The sequence below is a fragment of the Ralstonia sp. RRA genome, assembly GCF_037023145.1.
Lineage (GTDB): Bacteria > Pseudomonadota > Gammaproteobacteria > Burkholderiales > Burkholderiaceae > Ralstonia.
Genome location: NZ_CP146094.1, coordinates 167,164 through 187,461, shown reverse-complemented (window position 1 = coordinate 187,461; position 20,298 = coordinate 167,164). Strand labels below are relative to the sequence as shown.

General features: G+C 57.7%; 17 protein-coding genes. 13 read left to right on the top strand and 4 right to left on the bottom strand.

Features of this window, described 5'->3' with window-relative positions; genetic code table 11:
* Positions 1–2 precede the first annotated feature (2 nt).
* The 9 genes from V6657_RS30210 to V6657_RS30170 all read left to right on the top strand — a co-directional run bounded on the left by V6657_RS30210 (position 3) and on the right by V6657_RS30170 (position 11,400).
* Complete coding sequence (locus V6657_RS30210; protein WP_048935412.1) at positions 3–1,523, top strand: TrbG/VirB9 family P-type conjugative transfer protein; 1,521 nt, start codon at positions 3–5, stop codon at positions 1,521–1,523.
* Complete coding sequence (locus V6657_RS30205; protein WP_048935413.1) at positions 1,520–1,963, top strand: TcpQ domain-containing protein; 444 nt, start codon at positions 1,520–1,522, stop codon at positions 1,961–1,963. Before V6657_RS30210 ends, V6657_RS30205 begins: the two co-directional genes overlap by 4 nt.
* Positions 1,964–2,269: 306 nt before the next feature.
* Positions 2,270–4,060, top strand: a complete 1,791-nt coding sequence (locus V6657_RS30200; RefSeq protein ID WP_048935414.1) for a hypothetical protein — start codon at positions 2,270–2,272, stop codon at positions 4,058–4,060.
* Entirely contained in the window at positions 4,057–5,358 is a 1,302-nt protein-coding gene (gene pilO2, locus V6657_RS30195) for a type 4b pilus protein PilO2 (protein WP_048935415.1), read from the top strand. Before V6657_RS30200 ends, pilO2 begins: the two co-directional genes overlap by 4 nt.
* A gap of 4 nt (positions 5,359–5,362) precedes the next feature.
* The gene (locus V6657_RS30190; RefSeq protein ID WP_048935416.1) at positions 5,363–5,938 is read left to right on the top strand and encodes a hypothetical protein; all 576 of its coding nucleotides are present in this window, start codon (positions 5,363–5,365) and stop codon (positions 5,936–5,938) included.
* On the top strand, positions 5,939–7,864 hold the full coding sequence (locus tag V6657_RS30185) for an ATPase, T2SS/T4P/T4SS family (protein ID WP_024979432.1): 1,926 nt from the start codon (positions 5,939–5,941) through the stop codon (positions 7,862–7,864). It begins immediately after the preceding gene.
* Positions 7,861–9,015, top strand: a complete 1,155-nt coding sequence (locus V6657_RS30180) for a hypothetical protein (RefSeq protein WP_024979433.1) — start codon at positions 7,861–7,863, stop codon at positions 9,013–9,015. Before V6657_RS30185 ends, V6657_RS30180 begins: the two co-directional genes overlap by 4 nt.
* Before the next feature lie 209 nt (positions 9,016–9,224).
* Positions 9,225–9,827, top strand: coding sequence for a type 4 pilus major pilin (locus tag V6657_RS30175; RefSeq protein WP_024979434.1), 603 nt, complete (start codon positions 9,225–9,227; stop codon positions 9,825–9,827).
* Between the two features lie 259 nt (positions 9,828–10,086).
* On the top strand, positions 10,087–11,400 hold the full coding sequence (locus V6657_RS30170; protein WP_338755988.1) for a hypothetical protein: 1,314 nt from the start codon (positions 10,087–10,089) through the stop codon (positions 11,398–11,400).
* A 164-nt stretch (positions 11,401–11,564) separates the two neighbouring features.
* Here V6657_RS30170 and V6657_RS30165 read toward each other — a convergent pair whose 3' ends face one another.
* The 4 genes from V6657_RS30165 to V6657_RS30150 all read right to left on the bottom strand — a co-directional run bounded on the left by V6657_RS30165 (position 11,565) and on the right by V6657_RS30150 (position 13,955).
* Complete coding sequence (locus tag V6657_RS30165; RefSeq protein WP_024979436.1) at positions 11,565–12,047, bottom strand: lytic transglycosylase domain-containing protein; 483 nt, start codon at positions 12,045–12,047, stop codon at positions 11,565–11,567.
* Positions 12,040–12,393 carry a hypothetical protein gene (locus tag V6657_RS30160; protein WP_080693746.1) on the bottom strand — a complete coding sequence of 118 codons (354 nt, stop codon included), beginning with the start codon at positions 12,391–12,393 and terminating at the stop codon, positions 12,040–12,042. The genes V6657_RS30165 and V6657_RS30160 overlap by 8 nt, the downstream gene beginning before the upstream one ends.
* Positions 12,394–12,458: 65 nt before the next feature.
* The gene (locus V6657_RS30155; RefSeq protein ID WP_080693747.1) at positions 12,459–12,893 is read right to left on the bottom strand and encodes a hypothetical protein; all 435 of its coding nucleotides are present in this window, start codon (positions 12,891–12,893) and stop codon (positions 12,459–12,461) included.
* Between the two features lie 9 nt (positions 12,894–12,902).
* Positions 12,903–13,955 carry a PRTRC system protein D gene (locus V6657_RS30150; RefSeq protein ID WP_024979439.1) on the bottom strand — a complete coding sequence of 351 codons (1,053 nt, stop codon included), beginning with the start codon at positions 13,953–13,955 and terminating at the stop codon, positions 12,903–12,905.
* Between the two features lie 1,644 nt (positions 13,956–15,599).
* Here V6657_RS30150 and V6657_RS30145 point away from each other — a divergent pair.
* The 4 genes from V6657_RS30145 to V6657_RS30130 all read left to right on the top strand — a co-directional run bounded on the left by V6657_RS30145 (position 15,600) and on the right by V6657_RS30130 (position 20,226).
* Positions 15,600–17,003, top strand: coding sequence for a phage integrase N-terminal domain-containing protein (locus V6657_RS30145; RefSeq protein WP_231973555.1), 1,404 nt, complete (start codon positions 15,600–15,602; stop codon positions 17,001–17,003).
* A gap of 310 nt (positions 17,004–17,313) precedes the next feature.
* Positions 17,314–18,816, top strand: a complete 1,503-nt coding sequence (locus V6657_RS30140; protein WP_024979441.1) for an LPD1 domain-containing protein — start codon at positions 17,314–17,316, stop codon at positions 18,814–18,816.
* 272 nt (positions 18,817–19,088) lie between these two features.
* On the top strand, positions 19,089–19,625 hold the full coding sequence (locus tag V6657_RS30135) for a hypothetical protein (RefSeq protein ID WP_024979442.1): 537 nt from the start codon (positions 19,089–19,091) through the stop codon (positions 19,623–19,625).
* A 70-nt stretch (positions 19,626–19,695) separates the two neighbouring features.
* Positions 19,696–20,226 carry a hypothetical protein gene (locus V6657_RS30130; RefSeq protein ID WP_152543761.1) on the top strand — a complete coding sequence of 177 codons (531 nt, stop codon included), beginning with the start codon at positions 19,696–19,698 and terminating at the stop codon, positions 20,224–20,226.
* The last annotated feature ends 72 nt before the right edge of the window (positions 20,227–20,298 follow it).

The following is a 20,298-nucleotide window of genomic DNA, read 5'->3' as shown; positions in this document are numbered from 1 at the left end:
ACGTGAAAAGCAGCTTTCTGAATATGGTGCAGTCCCGCCTTGCTATCGCGTGCCTAGTTGGCCTCCTAGCAAGCGGGTGCGCAACCTCGCCACTTCCCGCACCTTCGAACCAGAATTACGACTTTGCTTACCGAACCTCGGGCGGAACGAGTGTACGTCCGAGCCAAGTATTTGATGATGGAGCAAAGACGTACTTCCAGTTCCCGATCGGGAAGTTCGCGCCCGTCATCGAACTTGATGAAGGCGGTAAGCGAAGACTGCTCGAGCCAACGCAGGAAGGGCTCTACTACACCATTCCAATGGTAGGCAACCGATTCGTCCTGCAACGCGGCCAGGAGACCGCGGTCGTTGAATATGATGGCGCGAAGATCCATCAGAGCGGCACGATTTCTCGATTCGCAGTGCGTCCGGCGGAGGGATCAGTCTCGGCACAGAATCTTGATCCCGATGCTTTGTATTCGATACTGCAAAGAGGGCGTCCGATTCACGTTAAGCAAGCAATTCAAGCCAATAGTTACGCGGTACCTGTAACGGGAGACAACGCGGCATGGGCAACCTCGCTCCCGACAGAAGATCGTTTCGACGTTCTCTTCAAGCGCGGGAGCTCGACTCTGGTCGTGCCGAAGAAGGCCACTGCTGCGGAGATTCTTGAATCTGCACGTCGCGCAGGGCGTATTGTGGTCACGGGCCGTGATGATGACAGCATGATGGAGACGCTCGCAGAGAAGCGAGCCGCGGCGGTGAAGGAGTGGCTCGTAAAGAACGGGGTCGCTCCAAATATCATCCGACTTGTTGCCGATACAAGCGGGGCCAGCGGCTTAGATGCGCAGCTTCAGATCTTCAGCAAGGTGACGCAAGTGCCTGTGGACTACGCTTCGCCTGATTCTCTGGCATTCAAGGCGGACGCCGTCAAATCGGAAATGCAGGCGGGTGCCATCACGCGAGAGGAGGGCGCGCGCAGGCTTGCCGAGCTGGTTGGCTATGGTGACGGTGGTGGAGACGGAAAAGTAGGAGGTGGTTTGATCTCCATGAAGTCCACTCTGTCAGTGTTCGCAGACAAGGAAGGCTATCGCCTGAACTGGATTGGTGGCCTTGCCGATTCGAAGATCTCTGTGCCGCCGATTGATCGGCTTCCAACCATTGAGGCGAAAGCTGAAGAGATCACGAGGGCTGGCACCGGGGCATTCAACCTCGGCGTTGATAAGGTGGCGAAGTCGCTGTATGCCTCTGCGGATTTGAATGGTCTCGTGCAAGTAGCTGGAAAGGCCGGCATCGAAACGCTTAGCGAGGCGAATGGGAACCTCGCGGTGAAGCTGCGTAGCACGCCTTCGACGATGTATGTTTTCGACCGTGTGGATAAAACCGACCTCACGGTTGATTGGCAGGATCCAACATCGTTCACTGTGCCTATGCGAGACAAGATGGAACTCGCACTGGACAACAGGACCTTGCAATTGACGCGCGTAGCAGACAAGCGCTACGTCATCGTGCTTCAACCCTCTGCCGAGACCACGACAAAATGAAGAAACTGACTTTGCTCCGGCTAGGGGCGATGGCTGCACTGGCGATCACTGTGCAAGCTTTTGCAGCTCAGGAGCATAAAAACCAAGCCTTCGTACCAAAAGCTGGCCCGACAACTGCACAGGCGACCGTTGCGGCGCCGACTAGCGAAAAGGTGGCGCCAATCGGGCGAGCTCAGCAAGATTTCATTGTTCGTGAAAGCGACGAGAACTTCCGAAAGCTGATTGATCGATGGGCTAAGGAAGCCGGATGGCACGCGTTGTGGGACGTGGACCGGGATATCAATATCACCGGCGAGCACACGTGGACGAATATGGGATTCGTGGATGCCGTCCGTGCCACGCTTCATACGACCGAACGCGGCGATTTGGCTGTTCATGGGTGCTATTACGCGAACAATTGGGTGCAGGTCGTCAGGCTCACTACTCCCTGCAAGAAGTAGTTCCGCCACACCTAAAGCGTGTAGTTTCCACGAGTGGGCGCCTTGAAAAGGGCGCCCTTTCTCTTTGGGCCCAGGAATCCCACAGCCTACCCTCGTACCCGTTGGGGGTTCGCAGCCGATGGTAGGAAAGGTGCCCGCGATAGGCACTGTTTCTCGATAGTTCATTGAATCTAGCCATGATTTACTTCTTCATGGGAAGAGGTAGGGCGCCGTGCAAGAGGGCCTCGTCGGCTGCCGGTTAGGCAGTCGACGGAATGGTCAGGACGGAGGCCAGTTAGCCAATGCCGACTAAATCAAGGTAGACCAATGAAACGTGAGATGAAGGCCCTTGTGGTGATGCCGCTGGTGGCTGCACTGACTCTGTCGGGGTGCGTGTCACCCACACTCGAGCGCCAAACCAAGGGTACGGTGGAAGACAACACGCGGCTCCAAGTTGAAGGGCGCCAGCAGCTGCTCGACCAGATTCTCAACAGCCAGAAGGTGCGTGAGCGCGATGAAATGGTTAACGCGCCCTTCTTGGCAGGTAAGGCCGTCGCCCTTAACAGGGAAGTTGTCCTGCCGTTGGCGCTTCGGAAGAACGTCAAAGTGGAAGTGATGTTTCCAGGGCGCCGCGTAACTCTCCCTGTCGCCGCAGAGCGGATCACCTTGGCGACAGGCATTCCAGTAAAGATCGACTCGGACGTCTACTTGCCCGCATCAGCTCTGTTGCCCAAAGGTCAAGCCGGAGATGATGCTAAGGGGGCTCTCGCGGGCCAGGCGGCAGGGGGGCGTGCAGGTGGTTCACTTCCCCTTGCTGCCGGTGGCAAGGGTGTTCTTCCCCCGATCCCTACTGCCACGGAGGGGTTGGGTGGGCTTCAGGGCTACTCTGGAGCCGCCTCTATTGATACCCCGATGGACGTCCAGTTTGAGCCGGGAGAGATGGCTCTGTCGAAGACTCTCGATCTCATTTCGACTCGACTCGGCATCAACTGGAACTACGACGATCAGAAAGGGGTTATCCGCTTCTACCGTATGGTGACAAAGACTTGGCTGCTTCCGGTCAAACCGGGGTCCATGTCGTACACCACCGCGTTCAAGGGTTCGACGATGCAGTCGAACAATTCCAACGCTCTGAACACTCAGGCGCAGGGTCAGGACGCTCCTATTAAGAGCGAGGCGACCAACATCAGCGAGGTTGAATCGGTCAAGTCCTCGATCGGCACGATCATGACGCGCGCGGGCTCAATCTCGGCTGACCCCGCACTTGGCTCTATCACTTTGACTGACACAAAAGAGGCTGTCGACAAGGCGGACGAAATCGTCAAATTTTCGACAAGTGTGTTGTCGAAGATGGTGCTGGTTCGCCTTCAACTGATCCAAGTTACTACCAAGGACAATGGGCAGGCGGCCGTGAACTGGAATGCGGTCATGACCAAGGCGCTGCAGAACATTCCAGGGTTCCAGCTTTCGTCGATTTCGCCTGTTTCGCTCATTGGACAGAGTGGTGGACTAAATAACTCCGGTTCAATCGGTCTGAACATTACCAGCGGCGGCTTCTCAGGTACACAAGCGATCGTTCAAGCACTAGAGGAGCTTGGGCGCGTTTCGACAACAACAGAGATCCCTCTGTCGATCCAGAATCGGCACGGCATGTACTACAACGTACGCCAGACCTACTCGTACGTCTCAGGCACGACTCCGGCCACGGCGACTGCGGGTGGTACAGGTGGGGTACCGGGTATCACCACGGCTCAGGACCAAGTCGGCTTCAAGCTGATGATCTATCCAAGTGTGACGAATCGCGGCTCGATCAACATGACCGTGTCCATTGATCAGTCCACGCTTCAGGGCCTTGATAAGTTCACTTCTGGTTCGGGAGCAAACCAGCAGACAGTCCAGCTACCAAACACGAATGGTGAAGGAGCCACGATTGATGCGATCGTGAACAACGGCGGCACCCTCATTCTGACCGGCTTCGAGCAGAAGCAAAATCAGTTCGACCGACGTGGGCTCGCTCCTGATGTTCCTTTGATCGCCGGCGGATCGAAGGCGGCCAGCACTCAGCGCACAACGACAATCATTATTCTGTCTGCCGCCGTCCAGGATGCCGACTCATGATTATCGACGTCAACGGCAAGAAGATTGCGTTCGGGCTCGCGTGGAAACGCCTTGTAGGTGGCGGCACACCCGAAGCTAAGGCAGTCAGCAAGGCGCGTGAGGTCAAGTCAGCGTTGATCTGGACGGACGCAGAGGCGCTTCAAGTTGGCCTACTCCCGTCTTCCGATTTGACAGAAAAGGAGGCGGCTGCTTCCAGCGTGCCTGTGTACGCCGCAGCGAAGATTCTGTCACGTATCCCCGGTCTCAAGAGGAACGTTCTGCTGGTCTTGAACAGTCCGAGTAAGAGCGGAAGTTTCATCCTTATTGCGCTCTACAAGGGTAAGCCAAGAGACAAGTTCGATCTGGTGGATGTCCCGGGTGACGTCGTAGAGCAGAAGGTCACTGAGTACAGGGAAAAGTTAGTCGGAGCGGAGCCATTTGACATCGTTGGTGATGTCCGCGGAATCGAGGGGCTTCACCTCACGCATATCGGCGTGCTCGCTGAATTCGCAGATGCGGTGAGCGTCATGCATCGGCCGAAGGCGCAGCTTCCACTTCGAAAGGTCGCTGTCGGGATCAGCCTGTTGGTGATGGTCTTTGCTACGGTGCAATTTGCCATTCCGATGGGTATGAGGAAGTGGCAAGAGCATCGGCAAAAGCAGCAGCCGGATCCTCAGAAGCTCTACGACGAGAACATCGCATCGGTTAGGTCCAATCCGGCCGTTGGGGCTCCTGAGTTGGGCCCTTGGTATCAGTGGTTTAGGTCCCGTCCGTGGGATATCGGCGGCTGGCATCTGACCGCAGCCACGTGCACGTTCACGCCAGCGTCAGTTATGGCTTGCTCAGTCGACTACAAACGCTCGATGCCCCAGGCAACGTACATGACGTTCCAGGCGGCTGTGCCGGATGACTGGAAAAGCGTGTATCGATTCGACGGTGAGCTGGCGCACGTTCAGACCAGTTCGCCGGTTGGGCAAGTTCAGCGTATTGGTGCGCTTCTCGACCACGCGCCTGCGGCTGACGCGGTGACGCTTAATTTCGGGTCGCTCCTCCAGGCGTATTCAGTCACTGGGACGTACGTGCTTTCGCCTTTCGCGCTCTTTGGGGCCGACGGTATCGAACCGAGCGCGCTACAGAACACCTTCCGGGCAGCGCAATGGAGCATGTCCGGCCCAGTGCGCAACTTTGAATTGCTGAGCAAATTCCCCGCATATGCAACGGTTGGTTCCATCAACGTGCAAGTGTCCCAACCGCAAACGTCGATCAACTCTTCACTCTTTCAAGTGACGGTCAAGGGCCAAGTGCTGGTTAAAGGATAGGAATATGAAGCGAATTTTTATTGCTGCAGGACTCGTGGCTTCGCTCGTTTGGACTTGCGCGCAAGCGGGTGGCCCCACGACCGCGGAGCTCATCGATGCAGAGGCTGCGAAGACGCTCAAGGCCCTGACAGAAAGCGACAAGTCAGGCGCCAACTCTGGTGTTCCCGGATCGATTCCGCAGGTGGCTGCGCCGATGGCGCCTTTGCCCGTTGCACAAGACGCAGAGAGCGGGAAGCCAAAGCCCCGCGACGGTCTATTTGCTCGCTTCGGGATTGTCCCGGATCTGTCTGGGTACCTCATGTGGAATGGAGTTGTTCACCAGATCTGGGTTGGAAAGAAGGTGCGTGGATACACCGTCGTTGCGATCAACTCGGAGGGCGCCGATCTGAAACCCGCTCGGGGGCCCGTGAAGCACTTCGAGTCCCTTGTGGATGAGGGGTTCAGCATCGGAGATGACACGGGGATCCCTGCTCCAGCGCGAAACAAGCAGGCAGTCGCGCAGCCTGGGATGCCCCCTACCGCACCGGGCATGCCGATGGGAATGGGTCAAATGATGGGCGGAAACGTAGGAGCACGCTAAATGCTGAATCGAATTCTGAACAGGGGTGAGGCGAGCGTGAATCGCGCTGAGCCGGTCATCGGAAATCCCGTGGACATCGTTTCGTCGGGTGCTTGGGTGCCCCCGTCGTCTCCCGGTGGGACTCCTCAAGGCACGGTAACGATCGATTCCGACGCTGCCGAGATTGCAACGCCGCGCATTGGTCCTCAGGACCGCGATGCTGACGACTCGGTGGTCATCTCCACTGTTGACGCGCTTCCGCTCTTTACACGCAAGATGTATGACGACGATCTGGTCCAGATGCCGCCGTCCATGCGTCAATGTGTTTGTCCAGTGGAGGTGTCCCCGCCAAATGCTGAAGGTAAGAAGCGGGGCGAGTACGCCATCATTCTGACCAAGGACATGCGAAACGACGACTACGTCGAGGAGCTCGTTGCGCACTTGGCAGTCAAGTGGGACCTTGTTGCTGATGGCTATCACATTGCCTCTGATCAGGTACTGATTGATCTCGCACGCGACCGGGTGATGGAAAATCGTCGGCGCAAGTCTGCTGCTGTGTCGCTCGAGCAGAAGAACGCAAGCGCTCTTTACCGGCAGTTCGAACTGATGGGCGAGTTCTCGATTGCAAATGAGGCCTCGGACTTGCATATCGAAATGAACCGCCGGCAGGCGAAATCTCAGGTCTCGTTCCGAATCCACGGAAAGCTGGTGCAGCCGCCCGAGTTTTGGATCGACACGCATACGTTGCTGGACATGGTCGCGTACCTGTACAACAACAAGTCGCAGAATGGATCTCACAACTCGTACAACGAGAACATCCTGCAGCAGTGCCAACTGCAGTTGAAGATTCAAGGCCGTGAGGTTCTGTTCCGTTGGGCGTCAGGTCGGACCGCGCTCGGTAGCATCGTTGTGCTGCGCATGTTGTTCCAGGATGACATGCAAAGCATCAAGTCTCTCGAGGAGCTCGGCTACTTCGACCAGCAGATCCATATGTGGCGGAACGCAATCAGCCGTCACAAGGGCGGAATCACTGTCGCTGGAATCGTCGGCTCGGGGAAATCGACGACCATGCAGACCAACATGGCCGGTCTTCCCGCTACGATGGCCAAGTACACGGTTGAAGATCCGGTCGAGTACTTGATTCCTGGCGTACGCCAATTCAACGTGTCGCGTTCCCTGACTGATACGGAAGGCGATTCATTTATTGGCTGGAAGCGGCAGTTGAAGCGTATGGACCCCAGCGCAGTCCTTGTTGGTGAGTGTCGTGATTTGGAAAGCGCCTCGATGTTCCGTGACATTGTCGAATCCGGCCACCTTGGGTTCACTACGGTTCACGCTCCGTCACACATTGGCAGTATCGACCGCTTTTGTTCGTCGGAGTTGGGGATTCCCCGTGAAGTCATGGCGACCCCTGGGTTCATGAACTTGCTTGTTTACCAAGCACTCGTGCCGATCAACTGCGAGTGTTGTAAGGAATTCCCCGCAACTCGAGTTGCTAGCCCGGAGTATTTGCATCGCCTTGAACGCCTGTTTGAGATCGACGTTGACGGCATCTTCATAACGAATCTCCACGGGTGCGAAAAATGCCGCAAGCCAGGATTAACTGAACTCAATGGCATTGCCGGGCGTAAGGTGGTCGCCGAGATGCTTGAGCTCGATACCTACATGCTGGAGATGATCCGCGATCATCGGAACATCGATCTGATCAAGTACGTCAACAAGCAGCGCACAGCAGGTTTCAACGAGGAAGACTCGGTCGGTAAGTCGGCAATGGAAGTTGCTATGTATCGCTGCTCGCGAGGCGAAGTGTCGCCCTTTGAAATCGAAGAGAAGTTTGGCACCTTCGAGCAGTATGAGAGCGAGCAGCAGCGCTTTGGTCTGGGAAAATTCGCCGGTGCGCAAGAGCGGTTTGACTCCCTGCAGAGGAACTGGGGGGTTGTCGCATGAAAACCATGCTTGCTCGATTGCCATTTGGCAGAACGACCGCGACATCCGATCCGACAGCCGGTCGCGGTCTATATCTTGCAATACTCGACTTTAAACAGCGCCGGGGGGAGTTCTACGGGGATTTGGCTGGGATTATGGATGCCCAGCCTGGCCGGAACATCCGGGAATTGCTTGAGCCCTATGTTGAACGGTATGGCTCCTTGCCGGAAGGCAAGCTCGCGGCGTTTTGGCTTCAGCGAATGGACGAGGACGTTGCTACGTTCTCTGAAGCGCTCACCGGGACCGTCCCATCGGAAGACCTAACCGTTCTTTCCTTTGCCGAGCGAGCAGGTGATCTCAAGGTTGGTTTGAAGCAACTCTCAGAAAGCATTCTTGGAATGGAGGCCGCGAAGAAGGTCGCACGCACTGTTTTGATGACTGCAGTTGCAGCCATTGTGATCTTCCACGTCTTCCTTGGCGTTGAAGGTTTCGTGCTCATGCCGCGACTTTTGAGAACGATCGGGGGGATGATCCCACCCGAACAGTGGGGCCCAGTTGGCAAGTTATTCAACACAGTTGGCGAGTTTATTCGCAGCTGGGGCTGGGCAGTTCTCGCGCTCGAAGCGCTGGCAATATGGTGGGTCAAGTGGTCCTTCCCAAACTATGTCGGGAAACTCCGCCCGTGGCTCGACCGAAACTTTCTTCCCTATCAGTTCTACAGAGACTTTCGCGGGGCGTCATTCCTGTCTTCGCTCGGAGCGGCCACTACGAAAGTCGGGACCCAGGTGCAGACAGTTCCAGACGCTTTGGAAAAGATGGAGCCCGAAGCTTATCCCTGGCTGAGATGGCACATCAAGCAGATCCTCGACAACTTCGAGCAGGAGCCTAACGCGAAGGGCGAAGCGTTCAATACAGGAATAGTCAACGATCGAGCTTACTACCGGATCGTTGACTTGGCCTCGTACAACGATATGTCGACCATGCTTGGCAAGGTCGGTGAGATCGTTCGTACGACGGCGCCGGTCGAGATGCAGAAGAAGGCCACCACGCTCCGATACATCGTTGTTATTGGCGTCATTCTGCTGATGATGAGCTTCTACTTCGGAACGTTCAAGATGGGCGATGAGTTCAAACAGATCATCCAGTTGAACATGATGATGCGTGGCTCTTGAGCCGAAACGCATTCGATTTCCGTCCGAATGACCCCGCCGATAGGCTCTCTCTCGCTATTTCGGGTGCTTCTAGGACGTGTTTTACTGATTCCGAGGAAGAAGTGGCAATGGTTGAGTCGCGCCGAGTTCACGGATGTGGAGGCGCGAACGGTCGACGCTTCGTTCGTGGCGGTGGCGCACTTTCCTTCTATTACGTGCTGAGGAGCATCATGGATATTCGTTTTACTGAAGTGGAAAAGAGCGGCCTGGCGCAGCGGCCGCGCCGTCTGGGTTGGGCAAAGTCGTGTGCTCATCTGAAGGGCAACGGGCAGCGGGGCAGCGTGTTGGTCGAGTACGGCCTCTATTTGCTCGTGATTCTGATCGCCGTGGTCGGCTCGTACGCATATTTCAGTTCGAACAGCGTTGGCGAGCAAACCAATCTGCTCGGCAACGACCTGACTTCGTTGGCCGGCAAAGTGAAATCGACGTACGCAGGTCAGTACGCCAACGTTTCGAATGCATCCCTGGATACTGGTGGGTTCTTCAAGAACCTGGTTTCCATGCAGGACACCGCCGGCACCGTTACTGTTTCGCCTGGCGGCGGCCTGCTTACCGTTACGCCGGGCACCTTGAACATCGCGAACGACTCCGTGCAGTATCAAATCACCAACCTACCTGATTCGGCTTGTCAGCCGATCATCTCGGCAATCATGCGGTCAGCGTCGCAGATCTCCATCAACGGCACAGTGATCAAGTCGTCGACGGTGACGTTCAATCCGGCCAACATGACTTGCACGAACAACGCGAACAAGCTGGTGTATCTCATGACCTGATGCGGCCTGCGCAGGTCGAACATTTGGCAAAGGCGCCCGTGAGCGCCTTTTTTCTTGGCACTTCTATCGCCTATACTTCCTGATGGGAAGTTTTATGCGCTCGGAAGCAACGCGGACATCGTTAGGATCATCGAAACACAGGGGATGGCATTCTATGAATCAGACACTGGATTGGAAGGACGTGGTGGGGCGCCCCCCTATGTGGCGTGCAGGGGCGACGGCAACTGCGCGACGTGCTCGTCTGCGACAGAAGGGCAGCATGCTCATTGATACGGCGTTGGCGCTGACGATTGCCACCATGACGTTGGGAGGGCAGTTCGCCAACACCACCGAGGCAGTCGACGAGTCGCTTACAAAGGCAACGGGGCAATGGGCTGTGGAGTTTCAGGGGGGGATTAACGGGTACTACAGTGACTATGGCCAGCAGATCATGGCCGGGCAATCTGTGCCAGGGGTTGCCAGCCCCTATAAACCCACCGTGCCCGAGCTGATCAATCTCGGATACCTGCCGTCCGGATTCGGCAGCGTGGCGCCCAACGGGCAGACCTTCACATCGTCAGTGTCGCAAGTTTGCGCTAGCGGAAATTGCTCGTTGGCCGGTTACGCAGTCTCGACTGCACCTTACACGGATGCAAGCGGGGCGGTGCGCAATGATTTGGCCGGCATCGCAATGCAGGCCGCTGGCGCGGATGCTGGGATGTCTACTCCTGGCAATGCGGGGAAGCTCATCGGGACAGGCAATGGGTGGCAGACTCCAATGTCGGGTGTGCCTGTGGGTACCCTGGCAATGCGTCTAGGCTCCTATTCCGCGACGGATGCTCGCCTAAGTCAGTTTTACAAGCTGGATGGGTCGAGGAAGCTGACCGGCCCCATGAATGCGAACGGAAACTCAATGAGTAACGTTTCCACCTTGGGTGCCACGGGCAACGTGACTACCTCAGGTGGTGCATTTGTGGCCAGCACGCCAGGCATTGGTGTCAAGATTGCAGGAACGCAGTTCTACGGCGACTCGAGCAACATTGCGCTTCGTGCTCCCGGCGGCACCTACATCCAGCATACAGATGGCTCTTGGGCGTCGATGAATTCTGGGACGATCAATGCCTACCAGGATTTGAACGTAGCGGGCAACTCTACGCACAGCGGCGTAACTTGGCTCAACGGTACGACCGTACACAATGGTTACACCTATTTGCAGGGGGGAGCGGTCGTGAACTCAGCCCTGGCAATGGCAGCGACCGCCTGGTCAGGTTATGGTTGCTCAGGGACGGGCATCACTACAGATCCGAACGGAAAGATTCTCTCTTGCCAAGGTGGCGTTTGGCAGTTGGCCTCAGGAATGGGACAGCCTTTCCAAGTGGCTGGCAGCGGAACTTGCGACTATAGTGCGGCAATCGCTCAGTGTCCCGCTGGGTCCAAGTTGGTCGGTGGAGGCTATGTTCTGACTTGGTACAACGGCGGTTCCTTCAGCCATGCCCCGGACGGTTCGTATCCAGACAGTGGCAACAACCGATGGGTCTTAAATGGTTCCGGCACCAATAGTTGTTTCGCAAGCTACGCGAGCTGCGTCTACTAAATGATCGAATGGGCTTGGCGGTGTCCTTACCGGCAAGCCCATTTTCTTTCCACGGTCAGCATGCACAAGTGCCGTACCGGAACCCACAGAATCACTAGCCCGCGCACTGGTGAGTTTGGAGTGCACGGTCGCCCCATTGTAGGCAACGATGCCGCAAGACGCCTTCAGCGCGACGTCACCTGTCCCCAGGAAGTAAGGATCTGCTGTATGGCACGGGCATACTTGTCCCGATGCTGAGGCGTCTCAGAATGGTAGGCGCCGATGGCTTCCCAAGTGTTACCGTACTTTGCCATCTTCGTCTTCAGCCGCCAGGCAGCAACATATATGTTGATGCATCGGTCCATAAGTGCTGAAGGCGTTATTCCCCATGTTGCAAGCTCGGGAAAGTGCACCGAGTTTATCTGCAATTCGCCGACGTCTACTGAGCCATTGGAATTCCTGTGGACAGCAGTCGGGTTCCCCTTCGATTCGTACCAGGCGATCGCCCTGAGTACATAGGGGTTCACTGATTGGTATGCACCGGCGTCGTCGAAGCAGTCTGCCTTGGCAGGCAGACTGCAGACGAGCAGGGCGATGACGAGGCAGCTCGCTAACCGAGACACGAAGTAGCTTCGGCGACTTTTAGCGGTCAATGCGCGTTCAAACATAGCTGTATCGCAAGGGCACTTGGCGTCGGCCACCTCCGGCCGGCGGGTCGATATCGCAGCTGTTCGCGAAACGGTCCAGCTTGAGGCTAGCAGTATCCAACTTGGCCAGCACGCGACCGAGGCGGATCAAAATCCAAGCGATCGCCGGCGGGAAATGTCGGCCGGCCACTGCTTCGGCGTAAGCGTCTTCCACAACGCCATCCTTTTCGACCAGGCTGTTCCCGAGCCCCTCCACTCGCAAGAAGAGTTCATAGAGCTCGTCACGGCCGTCCCCACGGCCGCGCAGTTGGGCCGGTACGCTTCGGCGGTCGAGTTGGGCGTGTTCGCACAGATATTCGTGAGTCATTTGATCCTCCTTGAGTTGCTCCACGCTTTCAAATTTACAGAAGCGCAACCCAAGTTCTAGCCCCCTTATTCAGGGATCCACATGTGTTCTGCCAGCGAAGCGTCAACGACATGTGAGTCTTCGGGCTCGCCGAGTTTCACCCCGGCCGTCTGCGCAACGCTCGAGGAGGGAACAGTCGCCTGTATCGAAGCGGAAGGGGGCGCTGCTCCAAGAATCAATGCGTCCGTCTGGGCTGCTGGTGCCGGCAGGGAAGAATGAATTGGCGCCACAGCAGCCGGCGCAAAGAGGGATGGCCCCCCCCTGAAGTTCAAGAGTTTCACGATATCGGCGACGGAACGCATCGGTCCGCAAAGCTCTTCCAGAGTGGCTCCGATCTCTGCAAGCCGAAGTACTTCTGCATTGAGATCGGATTCTTCGTCGAGATTCCCCAGATGTCGATTGACGGCGTGATGAGGCGGGACGGTCAACCTCATGCGGCGACCGGCTGAAGTACGTGCCATGGCTCCCCCTTATGCGGCAGCGCGTTGTCGGTCCATTGCGGCCCAGAACTCGCCGGCGTACTGAAAGCCGCGGACATTGCTGTACACAGGATCAGTATCAACGTGAATTTGGCTGTGGGTCTTGCCGAGTTCCTTCTTGACGTGGTCGACGAACAAGTGGGCTCCGCCTCCGGTAATGAGAATGTTGTCAATGTCCGAAAGGTTGCCGATCGACATGAGCATCTCATTGATGGCATCGGCGACGATTTGGTCAACAAGAGGCTTGAAGGGGCTGATGTCGATAGTCTTTCCGTTGATGGTCAACGGGCTCCCCGTACGAAGAGCATTGTCGATTCGAGACATAGTCCGGGGGTTCGACGTGAGGTCCGGGCCAATGTGATCCGCGACTGCGCTGATAACTGCCCAAACTGACTTTGGAGTCGCGCTGCATCGGCCGGTGAGCGGCTTTGCGCCCTCGGTGACGAACCAGTCAAGCGTGCCATAGCCAGGGTCAAGAACCAGATTGGTCTGCTGCGACATCGACTGGAGCAGCTTGCGCGGAACGGCGTAGTTGTAGAAGGCACCGCTCGGTTGGGGAAACACCTTCACCCGGCGGACGTCGACTTTGAGGACTTGGTCGTGTGCCACAGGATTTGGCACTTCATGCGTTCCCGTCAGTAGCTCCGTGAGCTCCTTCGAGTACCGGTCATAGGTCGTCAGAGGTAGGCCAACGACCATGTAGTCGATGGCGTTCAGCCGCATCTTCTGGAGTGCTCCGAGAAAGAGTGCGCGATATGCGCGCGAAGTCGAATATGCACTCGCCACCTCACGCTTATAGATACCTTTGGATTCGGCAAGAGCGTCTGCACCGACCGAATAGTTCTCGCCATCAACCTGAACAACAATTCGGTCCACCTTTGCCATCAACCCACCAGTGAAGTCCGATTGCGTAGCCCGAGGTGCGAGTGAGGGGAAAAGCCCGACTTTGACATCCATGTCGATGTCGAGTTGGGAAAGGGTGTGCTTGGTGTTGCCGTAGCCAACATCGATAGCGCGAACGATCGCAGGGGTGGACTTTGACATTTAAGGTTCTCCGCAAGAAGTACGGCAAGGATATGGTTCCTGTAACTTCCTGGCAAGAAGTTCTTGCGAATTGTGGCCAATTCGAGGCCACACAATGGCCAAGATGAGCCAGTAATGAGCTGCTCAAGGCCAATTTGGGGCCGTTATGCTCGCTGCTTTCCAGTGTTGGCAGGCATATGGGGCCACGCTTGGTCCGTCCAGAGGCCAAGTGGAGGACAAGTTCGGCCACGCGCTGTCGAGACTTGGTTGGATCTCCACTCAATCTCGTCTCTGTTCGGGGATTGCCCCGCTATTAGAGGAACGCGGCGAGGACAGGCGCTCTGGTTTTTATGAACGGTGTTACAAAGAGAGTGTCCCTGCATGCGGCAGGAAACACCGTAGGTAGAAAGGAATCGGAGGAATTTACAAACAGTAGAGCGGGGCTGAAGGGAAAATTCATTCTTGACAAGAAATGCGCGGCGCCATAATCTGCACGCCATCTACTGCGCCTCGGCGCGGTGATCGGCAGCTGGGCCGCATCTAGCCCCCGAACGCCTGCCAGAAGGCTGGCTTCGGATCAGGACGCGCAATGCGTTCGAACTTGTGGAAGATTGGAGCGCAGACCGCTCCGCCCGGAATCCGATGAGGATCGACCGGGCAAAAGGTATGAAGTGGATCCCTCAGGGATTCGTGCGGCTCGCCAAATCGGCGTAGACGTGGCAACGCCCGCCAACGGCATTTCAATACGTGACGATCCAAATCCGCGATGACCTCCTGCAGCGACAGCTGCCGGGTTGGTCCGGCATGCTTCGCGCTTAGAGCGCGGGTTCGGCATTCGTACACGCATAGAAATTTCCAAGGCACCCCACAACCCGCGAATAGGTGCTTCCGCTAGGAAGGTCTAGTCGGTTGGGTTTCGCAATATGAAATCGGTGCACACCACCGATGAAAAAGCTGTGTGAGCGCTCCTATAGGGAGCCAGCCGCCAGCCTCCCGTCCTACACGGGGGGGCTACTGGCGCGAAGCGCGCGATGTGCTTCTTGTTTCCGATGACTCTCATTCCGCTGGACGCGGCTTCGTGCTAACCGCATGGAAGTCGACCTACCCGTTTGCGAGCGCCCATTGAGGCGTGTCGTGGGCGGGTCTGGTATCTGGCAACTTGCTCGAACCCGTCACGGTTCGGTGGCCGCAAGGGATGGAATGGGAGGAGAGAGATTCGTTCAGGAGGCGCTGGAGTGCGCCAAATGACAATCCGAGGGTGTCGCCACCTCCAACAAACGCGACTTAGGCTCCTCTCTTTGACACAAGAGAGGATGGCGCACCAGCGCAATTGCATAGCCAAGGGATTGGTTATGTAGTTCCGAGAGTTTCTAACGTACGGCCCTGCCAACCCCTGTCGCTACGGAAGCGACCAAGCAATTCCTGTAGGAACGCGGTGCAAGCAATAGACAGCCGGCCTCATGCTCGGAGGGATTGATGCGTCAAAGCGTCGATTCCTGCGGGGATGAGACCGGGGAGTGGAATTCGATGGCATCTGGGCTATGGAGCCTGGACGGTTGAAAGAAACACAAAGCGTGGTCAGTGCTACCACGGAGCCAAGCGATGGATGATTTTTTCGAAGGGACTGGGACGGGGCGAAATCCAAGCCGGAAGGGGACGGAAGGCATGTACTCGACCTCGTGGAACTGGAAGAAGCAGCTTACCGATCTGATCAAGAAGCCAGAGAACCTCCGGACTGTCCGGGGAGATCGGCGCGCATCGGATCGTACCCAGGAAGCACGTTCGAAGATTCTCTTTCTGGGTTTCGAGGAACTGAAGCTGCTCGGATTCCGCTTTGAGACTATCCACAGCTTCCGGAAGAAGCACATGCAGGCGCTCGTGAAGAAATGGTTGGATGAGGGGAAGTCCGCATCAACCATTCAGAACCGTCTGACGGCATTCCGTATTTTCGCTTCCTGGATTGGCAAGGCCGACATGATTGGGCCCACCGAGGATTTCGTGAAGGATGACCCGGATGCTGCCAAGCGCACGCTCTCTGCGCAGGTGGACAAGAGCTGGTCCGGCAACGGCGTGGACATCGACGGAAAGCTCGCTCAGATCCGGGCGGCCGACGAACGCGCGGGGCTCATGCTCCTGGCGGGACGAACCTGGGGTCTGCGTCGGCTCGAGATGGTGTGTATTCGTCCGTACGCCACGATCGATCAGGGCGGCGTGACGAACATCCTCGCATTCAGCGATGTCAACGTGACTCGGGACGAATTGAAGGCGGCCATCGCGGCGAGTGGCACTGGCCTTCCGATCAAGAAGGGTACGAAGGGCGGGCGGTATCGCGTGCTTCCCCTGGATACGCCTGAGAAGCTGGCCGTGCTCAAGGAACTCCAGTCGGTGGTCCGCGACCGTGATGGTCACCTCGGCTGGCCGGGGAAATCCCTGCAGGCCAATGCCAATCACCTGTCGTACCTGGCTCGGAAGTTCGGTCTGACCAAGGCGGACCTCGGCGTCACGCTTCATGGACTGCGCCACGAGGTGGCCAACAACGAGTTCGAGCACCTTTCTGGCGTAAAGAGTGCGATCCGAGGCGGCAACAGTCCTTTGCGTGGGGAGACCCGGGTTGCTGCCCAGCTGGTGGCCCGGCTACTTGGCCACTCACGGGTCAACATCATCAGCGCGTATTGCGGAACGGTGGTGAATATGGGCGAGGTTCACAAGAATCGCGCGGTCGCTGAGTTGGACGCCCTGCAGCCTCACATCGAGGCGATGTCGGCGGCGCTTGATCAACACGGCTTCATCAGTCTGTACATGGTCGGCACCAGGGCGATGGGCAGGCGGCGTCCGCAGGACACGACCGTTCCGTACGAGTTTGTGACATTCGGGGAGATGGGCCAGCCGACGCCGCCGCTTCAGGCGGATCTGGAGGCGATCCTCAAGTCGCGGGTGCACGTTCGCGTGATGGCCGATACGCCGTTGGAGACGAGTGCCACCTACCTGGACAACATGCTCGTGGTGATTGACGGTGGTTCGCCCGGTTCCGGCAAGGAAGATGCAGAGGGTGAGCTTGATGTCGCATGAAGGCCGTACAGCTACGCGGCGGCAGTGCATTCGCGCGCAGGATCCCAGCGGAGAGTGGTGGTGCCAACTGGCGGGCGCGCGTCCGTGGGCGAATGAATCGGCCGTCACGCGCGGCTGGCGGACCTGCCGAGCCTGGGTCTTCAACGGCAATCAGGTCTGCCAACCGACCAGTCGGTGTCGCCTAAGAGGTGAGCGCAGTGCAAATTCCCGTTTGGAAGCTGTGGGATGCAGGCTTGCTGCTGGTGGAGGGCGTGAATATGGCAACCTTTAACCGGCATCGCCAGCGGTTTCCTGTCGGGAGGAGACTGCCATGAGATCTGAGATTGACGATGCCGGCGAGACGATTCCCTACGCCCACAAGCACCGCTCCAATGATGCCGAGGTGAATGAGGGGAAGGCGGTCTGCCTGGCTGACTTCTGGCCAGAGCCTGATTGGAAGCTGTGGATCGATGAAGGGCGACCGTGCGAGGTCGTGGCCAAACTGGCGGTCCTCTATTCAGGATTTGCCAGCCGCCCTAAATCGGGCATGAAAGAGTGCAGTGCTCGCGACTGGCAGATTGCCTTCGAGCGGGCTGCTCCCCTCATCCGAGATCTCTTCGAGCGTGCTCGGACTGTTGCAGACGTGGAACGCATGCCGAATGATCTCGCCTGCGCGGCAGGATTCGAACTTCCCAACCTGCCTAACCTCTCCTTGCGTGATCGGGGCGTCCAGGTATTCCTTGCGCTGGGCCGGGGATCGCGGCGATTGCGCGGGCCATTCAACCTGACGTTGCGCCAATTGGCTCTCGCAACCTGGCTGCCGGATCTCGGATGGCCTGAAAACGCCCACGCCTTCGATTCGGCCATCGTCCCCGTGAAACTCACAGACGGCACCTGGGCCGTCGGGCGGGTGGAGGGGAACCGCTACACATTGCTCGCCGAGAAAATCCTGACCAGAGCAGAGGCATTGGAGTCAGCCCGTCAACACATTGCGAAAGGCACAAGCGCGGTCGGTGCCGGCAGGGCCGCTCGAGCGCGGGAGATTGAACGGGTTGGCGCAGACCACCGGAAAGGGCGAGACGTCACGCCAGAAGAGTTGATGGGCGTGTTTGGCTTCCGCGGCATCCAGTTTGGGGAATCCTTGGGACAGGCCGAGCGGCAACTGTGGGTCAACGAGCTCTATGACGCTTTGCACGATCTGGCCGCCTTTCTCGGCTTGAAGCCACGTTGGATCGGGCTCAAGGGGCTGGCGCTGGCCGTAGGGGCGCGCGGCGTCGGGCGGGCGCTTGCCCATTACGAGCCCGGGCTGCGTTGCTTCAATTACACCCGCAAGCGCGGTGCCGGCTCGGTGGCGCACGAATGGTGGCATGCCTTAGATGCCTATCTCGTCCAGTGGGTCAACCCTTCCTACTTCAGGCTTGCAGATGGTTACCTGTCATTGCACGATTGGGCCTTCCCAGCCGCATCACACCCATCGGCGCCTAAGTTGCTCCCAGCGTTGCGAGAGATCTTGAGCTTCACCGGAAGGACAGGGCAGGCGTCCGAGTTCCTCCGAGACGCTTGGAAGATTGCGGGAATGCCACGCCAGGGTGAGTACTGGTATCAGCGCCACGAGATGATTGCCCGGGCGTTCGAGGCGTATGTCCAGGATGGCTTGGCCGCACGAGGCCAAATCAGCCCCTACCTAGTATTGGGCACATCCCAACAGGAAATGGCTGAAGAGGATGCGGACCTTCGGGCGTACCCAGTGGGTGAGGAGCGGCTTGCACTCAATGGGTATTTCGACGCGATCTTTGCGGCGCTTCGAGGTATTGCTCCAGCTGGCGGCGCTTGAGTAAGGCGTCATCTGCACCGCGCCTTGCCATTCGGAGCGCTTGACAGATTCCTTTATGGAACAGGACGCGCAAGGTAACCAGGTTTACTGGGAACGGCGGAACGACTGTCGGAGACGCAACGGCAAATTCCTATCGGGAGTGCAGGGCGGTTGCGGCAGCACCGTGGGCGTCGAGCGCATGGTTGTGACTCATCAGCGGAACTGGATCTGCTGCGCGCCGTCGATATATTGGGTAGCTCGAGCACGTACGGCTGACATGAACGAGAGGATCTATGCCTGAAGCCATCTGTGAATCAGCAACCCAGCCTGATGCCGGTCCTGCGGCGCACTTCGATCCGGCGGCCATCGTGGAAGCCGTGAACACTGCAAACGACCGCTTTGGCGCGTCCGTGATCTTCAATCTGCTGCTTGACGAACGAGATGTCTCCGGCCGCAGCCTGGAACACATCAAGCGGGCTCTGGGCGACGGCGCCGATGAGCTCATTCACAACTATCAGGCGGCACGGTCCGCTTTGACCGACAAGATGAAGGAACGGGTGAGGGCAGGACGCGATGCAGCCGGTGCACAGTTGAATGCGATGCTCAGTGCGGCAGGGATTTCGATTTCCGGTGAGCCACAGTTGCTGGCCACGCGGCGTGGCGGGTTGATTCAGGCCCGAGTGGTCAGCGTCAGTTCTGCCCGCCTAGTGGAGGATGGGTCCATCTGGGGCTTCCTGCGGCTTGAGACCTCGCGCCATTCCTATGAGGAAAAGGAATTCACCTTCTCGGAAGGGAAGCTCTTGGTTCGCGATGAGCCTGATCTCGTCTGACACGACCGACTGCGTTGGACGAAAGCCGATCAGCGGCAATACGGGCACGCGCCTGAGAAGGGAGATGAACATGCAGTACGAGCACATTCCATACGAGGCGTTTGGCGAGGGCGGTGAGTACACGCGCGCCGCACGTGAGATTGGCGAATTGCCATGGGAGATGCGGGCCCAGGCGCTCAAGGACGCCACATCGGAGATATCGGGGTTGATCGGCCAGCAGGCGGCGCGGGTGATCTCAAGTGGAACGCCGGCCTACCTGGCCTTCGACATGCGGCCAGAGGAGGCAAACCGGCATGCGCATGCGGACATCCTCCTAAAGTTGGGTACCCACATTCCGCTCAGCTACTGCAGTAAAGGGGGCAAAGCGACCGTGCCAAAGCCGAGCGCCGCGCAGCAAAAGATCATCAATCGGGTCAACGCCGGCGAATCCGTGGTCTTCGACTCGAAGAGCGGGCGTTTTGTGATGCACAGCATAGGCAAGACTTCCCAGGTCGACCAGCGGACCATCGACGCGATGCTGAGAGCGGGCATGTTGGAGAAAGACAATCTGGGCCGGTGCAAGCTCAACAATGTGTTCGGTCAAAGTGATCCGGCCGCGTAGCCACGTGTCGACCCCAGATGGCGGGGCGTTTGTGGCCGCAGCGGTCATCCGTACGAATTCCATTTATCCAGG